This is a genomic window from Aphanizomenon sp. UHCC 0183 (assembly GCF_009712065.1).
In the GTDB taxonomy this organism is placed as follows: Bacteria; Cyanobacteriota; Cyanobacteriia; order Cyanobacteriales; family Nostocaceae; genus Dolichospermum; species Dolichospermum heterosporum.
In genome coordinates, this window is the sequence record NZ_VILC01000065.1 from 18,473 (window position 1) to 24,702 (window position 6,230).

A 6,230-nucleotide genomic window follows, 5' to 3' on the forward strand; every position below is an offset into this window, starting at 1 on the left:
GCCCCTACTCCTCCCCAGCGTGATAGGAACTGCGAACCAGGGGACCGGAACGGACGTGATTAAATCCCATTTCCTTGGCTATATTGCCCAGTTCTGTAAATTCCGCTGGAGTCCAATATTTTTTAACAGGTAGATGGTCTAAAGAAGGACGCATATATTGACCAATGGTGAGGCGATCGCATTTTACAGATCGCAAATCCGCCATTGTCTCAATTAATTCCTCCATAGTTTCCCCATGTCCCACCATGACACCTGACTTCGTAGGAAGCTGATCATTCAACTCCTTAACCGTCGCTAATACAGCCAACGAACGGTCATATTTTGCCCCTCGGCGCACAGTTGGAGTTAACCTACGGACTGTTTCGACATTATGGTTAAAACAAGCCGGTTGAGCCTGAATAATCATCGCTAAACTGTGACATTGGACTGCCACACCCCCACCACCCCAAAAATCCGATGTCAGCACCTCAATTTGAGTATCGGGATTCATCTGGCGAATAGTCTCCATTGTCCTCACAAAATGACCAGCCCCCCCATCAGCCAAGTCATCACGGGCGACAGAAGTTAATACCACATACCGCAACCCTAAAAGCCGTACTGATTCTGCCACCTTTTGGGGTTCTTCCTCATCCAACGCCATTGGCGCATGACCCTTATCTACCTGACAAAAAGCACAAGCGCGGGTACAAGTTGGACCCATTAATAAAAAAGTCGCCGTTTTTTGGGCGTAGCATTCACCCCGATTCGGACAACGCCCTTCTTCACAAATTGTGTGAATTTGTCGCTGCTTAATGATACGTTGGATAGTAGAGATTTCACTGGCTTTGCCGATGGGACGACGCAACCAGCTAGGCATAGTCATAATTTCTGACTTGATATCAACTTGTTGTGGAGAATTCATAAGACTTCGCGGTAAGTGGGAAACTCAGCGTCTTTAGACCTGAGAGGGAAACGACACTTCAACAAGCTCAGTGACCGCACAGGCGGTTTCAACCGCTGTGGATATTAAAATTGAAACCAGATTTTTGATTGGAACCTGGAAACCAACTCCCATTTCTGGGGTAATGTTAGCTAGATGCCTCCGGCACGCTGGCGCGAACGACCTGTTATAAGAGCTTGCTTGAGCTTGCAACACTGTTCCAGTAACCTTAGAACTGTTTAATCACAAGCGACAGAGCGGGTAACTAGCTATGCCTGACGACACGCTGACGCGAACGCATTCCGAGGTGTCGTGACTCAAATAACGGCTACCCTTCGACAACGCTCAGGGTGGTCTGGTCAGTACGGCTTGCTTGATTACTCTTGCAAGCCCAGTCCCTTTAGGGCTGGGTTACTGACATAACGATTTGTTAATTAGGCAAAAAGTAAGAGCGCGTAATGACTATTTACATAGAGGTACTGTAATTCCAGATATACCCCAAACTGAGAAGTTAGACTAATAAATCTTTCACTACACAGGATATTAGTTGTGTGTAGTCTACACAACTATGATACAAGTTGATCAAAACATCAGTGAAAGTTTCCTGCAACTCCTGTGATTTTGGAAATTTATGTCAGAAAATACTCCCCCCCAATCTACATAAATTTTGGATATAGTGAGAGAATTCTTAAAAGCACTCGGCAACCAGCCATCTAAACATAAAATTTTTAGTAGAGTAATCAGTTGTGGCAAATAACAAAATTTTAGTTATTGACGACACTACCGTTGTCAGGGTAAAAGTACGAGAAATGTTACCACCAGGTAATTTTGAGGTGATAGAAGCCAAGGATGGGTTAGAAGGATACAACCTCATCCTCAAAGAAAAAGTCAGCTTGATCATGCTAGATTTTTTGTTGCCAAAAATGAGTGGTTGGGAAGTTTTCCAGAAAATCCAGGCTCAACCAGAATTGCGGAAAATTCCTTTGGTAATCATGTCAGGACGTAAGGAAGAGGTAACGGAAAAATTTGTAGAACCATTTGAATATTTTGAATTTTTAGGAAAACCTTTTGATCAAAAGCAACTCGTTGGCGCTATCAAGTCAGCAATGCTGAAGTCGAAAAAGGAGCGTCCAGACTTAAATACACCCCCAGTGAATCCTGCAAATAAACAGCCTGCCCCAGTTGCTATAAATGCCGTAGATTCATCTGCTGAGATCAAATTACTAAATGATAAAATTATCAAGATGCAAGGAGAAATTGATAACTTGAAGAAACAGCTTAATCAAGTTGTGACTTTTATTAAACAGAAAATTAAGTAATTTTTTCTTTGGTAATGCCAAATTAAAATGAAACTACATAGAATAAGATTTCAAAAATTATTAACCGCAGATGTACGCAGATAAACGCAGCTAAAGACGGATGAATTAATAGACATCTCCAGAAAAGAATGTAGAGCCGAGAATCCCTACCCATGGAACGTCTCTACAAGGGTTCTAGGATAGGCATATTTAATTTCTGGAGATGTCCAATGAATTTGATAATTCTGTGAAGCAGCCGCACATAAGTTTGGTATTGTTGCTGTTTAACAACAAAAATGGGTAATTGAATATTGAAGACTAGCTTCATTACTAATTACCCATTACCACTTATTTAGGAATAACTTAAAATTCCTGTGACTCCTTGTTTGTAATAACAGTGACATACTCCACACACTCCCTTTCAGGTGAGTGTGAGCTTCTCGGCGACTCTTCTATAAAGACATTAACCGAGCTTTAAAGCCCTATGCCCTAGGGACTTTTTGAGATAATTTTTAACTTTTTTGATAGGCTGCTTTTGGTGCATTTAATTGAGTTACACCTACTGTTGAAAATTATATCAAATATTTGAAAAAAAATCAAGAAAGTGTTCATTCCGCACTTCGTGCCGCTGCGCTAACATCGCCCAACAACACTGATTAAGCTGCGCTTAATTTTGCTCGTTGGGCAATTCGTCACTTACGCGTATTCATCTCATCACCTCCCTATCGGGTAGGTGAGAGGCTTCTACTGTTTAAGCTAACTTCTGTACTGGCAACTTTTCCTGCTTGCAACATGGGAGTGTTAGTAACAGAATTATTAGCTAAAGTAAACAAGGGATTGGATAAGATTCCAGAAATGGTAGTAGCTATTAAAGTTACTATCAAACCTACTTGTAAAGGTCTAAGTCCTGGTAAATCCCAACGCACTTGGGGATAATTCTTCACCACATCGGACATTTCTTGGGGTTCTTTGACTACCATCATCTTAACTACGCGAATGTAGTAATAGATGGAAACCACACTGGTAACTAAACCGAGTAAAACTAACCAATAAAGACCAGCTTGCCAACCTGCCCAAAATAGGTAAATCTTCCCGAAAAATCCAGCTAGTGGGGGAATACCACCCAATGATAAGAGAGAAATACTCAAACCCAGTGTTAAAAGTGGGTCTTTTTGATACAAACCAGAGTATTCAGAAATTTGATCTGTTCCTGTTCGCAAAGAGAATAATACTACGCAACTAAAGCCGCACAGGTTCATAAACAGGTACACCAGTAGATAGAAAATCATACTGGAATAGCCGGCATCAGTTCCCGCAATTAAGCCAATCATCACAAACCCAGCTTGGGCAATGGATGAGTAAGCTAACATCCGTTTCATGCTAGTTTGGGCTAGGGCGACAACGTTACCCAGTACCATACTTAGCACCGCAAGGGCAGTGAAAACAAATCTCCACTCATCTGCCACGATAGGGAAAACGGTGGTCAAGAGACGGATAGCCAGGGCAAATCCTGCGGCTTTAGAACCAACGGATAAAAAGGCGATAACTGGAGTTGGTGCGCCTTCATAAACGTCCGGTGTCCATTGGTGGAAGGGTGCAGCGGAGATTTTGAAACCAATACCCGCAATCACGAAAACCAGAGCAATTACTAAACCCAGGGATTGACCAACATTCGCTGTAGCGATACCTTGAGCGATCGCACTTAGTTCCGTTTGTCCACCGGATAAACCATACAACAGCGATACACCGTACAAAAACACTGCTGTACTGGAAGCACCAATTAACAAGTATTTCAACGCTGCTTCATTGGAACGGGAGTCACGTTTTGTATAACCTGTCAACAAATAAGAGGAAATACTCAGGGCTTCTAAAGAGATGAAAATCATCACCAACTCATTAGCACCGGATAAAAACATTCCTCCCAAAGTCGCAGTCATCAAAATGGCAATAAATTCGGCTAAAGGCGTACCACTTTGTTCAACATAGCGAATTGACATTAATATTGTCGCCATTGCTGACAGGGCGATAATCCCCCGAAAGACAATACTCAGGTCGTCACCATTAAAGCTACCAGTAAAGGCAATGGGGGTAGTAGTATCCCATTGGAAGTATAGAGCAATAATCGCGGCTGTTAAACCGAGTATAGCTAGATATCCAATCCAGCGTGCAGATGTCCGTCCCAAAATCAAATCAACAATCAAAACCCCCAAGAGGGTAATCATGATGATTCCCTCTGGTAAAATCGTTCCAGCATTTAACTGGGATGCAAAATTAGCAAAATCCATGAGATATATAGGTTTTAGCGATTAAACATTAGAGATAACACAAGTTTATTCTATCCATACTTCTTGACTAAAATTGCATTGATCTTTCTATCTTTAACAGTTGGAAATTCGTATATTTAATTTTAGCTATCGGTAAATGTACCGCAATAACTCAAAATAAACAGTCGAGTACATAACTGAACTGTTCAGAGTGGGGTGATTTTCGGGAAAGAGTAAGCATGGCTTAAAAGCACTTTATCTGCCAGCCTTTAAAACTTGTTCGGCTGTCAGTTTGAAATTTGGGAATGTCGGCGAAGGAATGGATTGATTGCCTCGAATCTGCTGAATTTCATACTCTCCTTTGACTAACGTACAAATGGAAAGGGTAGGTTGTTTCGGTTTCCCAATATGTCGAGTCCCACCTAGACCCGCATAATCCGCAATCCAATATTCAGGAATACCTAAAATTGCGTAGTCTTCGACTTTACGCGCATAGTCGTTTTGCCAGTTGCTACTAACTACTTCCATCACAAATCTAATCGAACTGCCCAGCGTGAGGATTGATTGGTCATTCCAAAGTAGTTCTTTCGCAAGTTCATTGCGGTCAACAACCATAACATCGGGTCGAAATGCTGTCATACCTAAGTTAGAAGGACGTAGTAATCCTCGCTGAAGGACAAACCAATTTAAACATGAGGCATCAATTTGGGCGCAGATTTTTGTGGTGGTAAAAGCTGAAACTTCTTCATGGTAGCCTGTTGGTTCCAAATCAAACACCTCTCCATCAATCAATTCGTAGCGGTTACTGTCACCATAACGGACGATAAAATCGCCAAAACTGAGTAACTGCTGTTGTATTGGTATTTCGGTTGCAATGGTCATAGGTCAACTTAGCCCCATCAATATCACCACTCTAGCATTTTCGCTAAATTCATCCTTCGCCGTTTTTTCAAATTCTCACACTGCTTTCGCTAGTGGCATGAATATTTCAACGTTAAGTAACGCACTTTACAATATCTGCGATCATATTTAAGCACCTAATAGAGGCATAAGCAAAGGAATTGGGCGATCGCGGTTCTTTCTGTAAACGAGAAAATCGCTATCAAGCGTAAAAATCAGACTACTAGGGTATAGCTCCGACATTCGGACTAATTCCGCATCTGCTAAAGAAACTGGTACTGATTGATAAGGCAGACATACTAGTTATTCCTATAAAATACACGACCTTATAATTACGACAAATATAACATCAACTTCTCCATTATGAAAGGCGAACTGCTTGCAGCAGCGCTTCGCTATTGCGCTATGGGGTATGTTACAATAACCAGAGTTATTTCTCAAACAAAATGTAATGAGACAAGTTTCAGTTTCAGAAGTAAAGAAAGATTTTGCTTACATTATGGATAGCACCCAACAAGAACCCATTCTTGTTAAGGAAAATGATCGCAATTATGTGGCTATTATTTCGATGAATGATTATGAGGATTTGGTAAAGATTAAAAATCTGCGCTTAAAAAATATATCGGCGGATTTAGGGGCGGAAGCTCAGGCAAATGGACTAACCTTAGAACTGTTAAACGAGATACTTAACAGTTATCGCACTAAATTTTTTTAAAATAGTAACAGTAGGATGTGTTAGCGTAACGCATAATAATTACAAATTAATCATAATTAAAAGCAAAAAGGCGCGTTAAGTAACGCACCCTACAATATCTGCGATCGCACTTTTATTTATTTAAGTAGGTTGGC

Annotated in this window: 5 protein-coding genes; 2 read left to right on the forward strand and 3 right to left on the reverse strand. The window is 41.1% G+C overall.

The window, feature by feature from the left end:
• Positions 1-4: 4 nt before the first annotated feature.
• Positions 5-901, reverse strand: a complete 897-nt coding sequence (gene lipA / locus FJR37_RS18650; RefSeq protein ID WP_039203350.1) for a lipoyl synthase — start codon at positions 899-901, stop codon at positions 5-7.
• Between the two features lie 764 nt (positions 902-1,665).
• Between lipA and FJR37_RS18655 the strand changes: the two genes are divergently transcribed.
• A complete protein-coding gene (locus FJR37_RS18655) occupies positions 1,666-2,238 on the forward strand; it encodes a PleD family two-component system response regulator (protein WP_039203348.1) in 573 nt (190 codons plus the stop codon).
• A gap of 701 nt (positions 2,239-2,939) precedes the next feature.
• Here FJR37_RS18655 and FJR37_RS18660 read toward each other — a convergent pair.
• Together FJR37_RS18660 and FJR37_RS18665 are read right to left on the reverse strand one after the other, a co-directional pair.
• Positions 2,940-4,502, reverse strand: coding sequence for an NAD(P)H-quinone oxidoreductase subunit N (locus FJR37_RS18660; protein WP_168466783.1), 1,563 nt, complete (start codon positions 4,500-4,502; stop codon positions 2,940-2,942).
• Between the two features lie 234 nt (positions 4,503-4,736).
• Positions 4,737-5,363 carry a Uma2 family endonuclease gene (locus FJR37_RS18665; RefSeq protein WP_039203345.1) on the reverse strand — a complete coding sequence of 209 codons (627 nt, stop codon included), beginning with the start codon at positions 5,361-5,363 and terminating at the stop codon, positions 4,737-4,739.
• Positions 5,364-5,832: 469 nt separating this feature from the next.
• On the opposite strand from FJR37_RS18665, the gene FJR37_RS18670 reads away from it, so the two are divergent.
• Entirely contained in the window at positions 5,833-6,096 is a 264-nt protein-coding gene (locus tag FJR37_RS18670; RefSeq protein ID WP_168466784.1) for a type II toxin-antitoxin system Phd/YefM family antitoxin, read from the forward strand.
• The last annotated feature ends 134 nt before the right edge of the window (positions 6,097-6,230 follow it).

Coding starts and splice junctions, on each gene's coding strand:
- lipA (WP_039203350.1), bottom strand. CDS start 901: ATGAATTCTCCACAACAAGTTGATATCAAGTCAGAAATTATGACTATG.
- FJR37_RS18670 (WP_168466784.1), top strand. CDS start 5,833: ATGAGACAAGTTTCAGTTTCAGAAGTAAAGAAAGATTTTGCTTACATT.
- FJR37_RS18665 (WP_039203345.1), bottom strand. CDS start 5,363: ATGACCATTGCAACCGAAATACCAATACAACAGCAGTTACTCAGTTTT.
- FJR37_RS18660 (WP_168466783.1), bottom strand. CDS start 4,502: ATGGATTTTGCTAATTTTGCATCCCAGTTAAATGCTGGAACGATTTTA.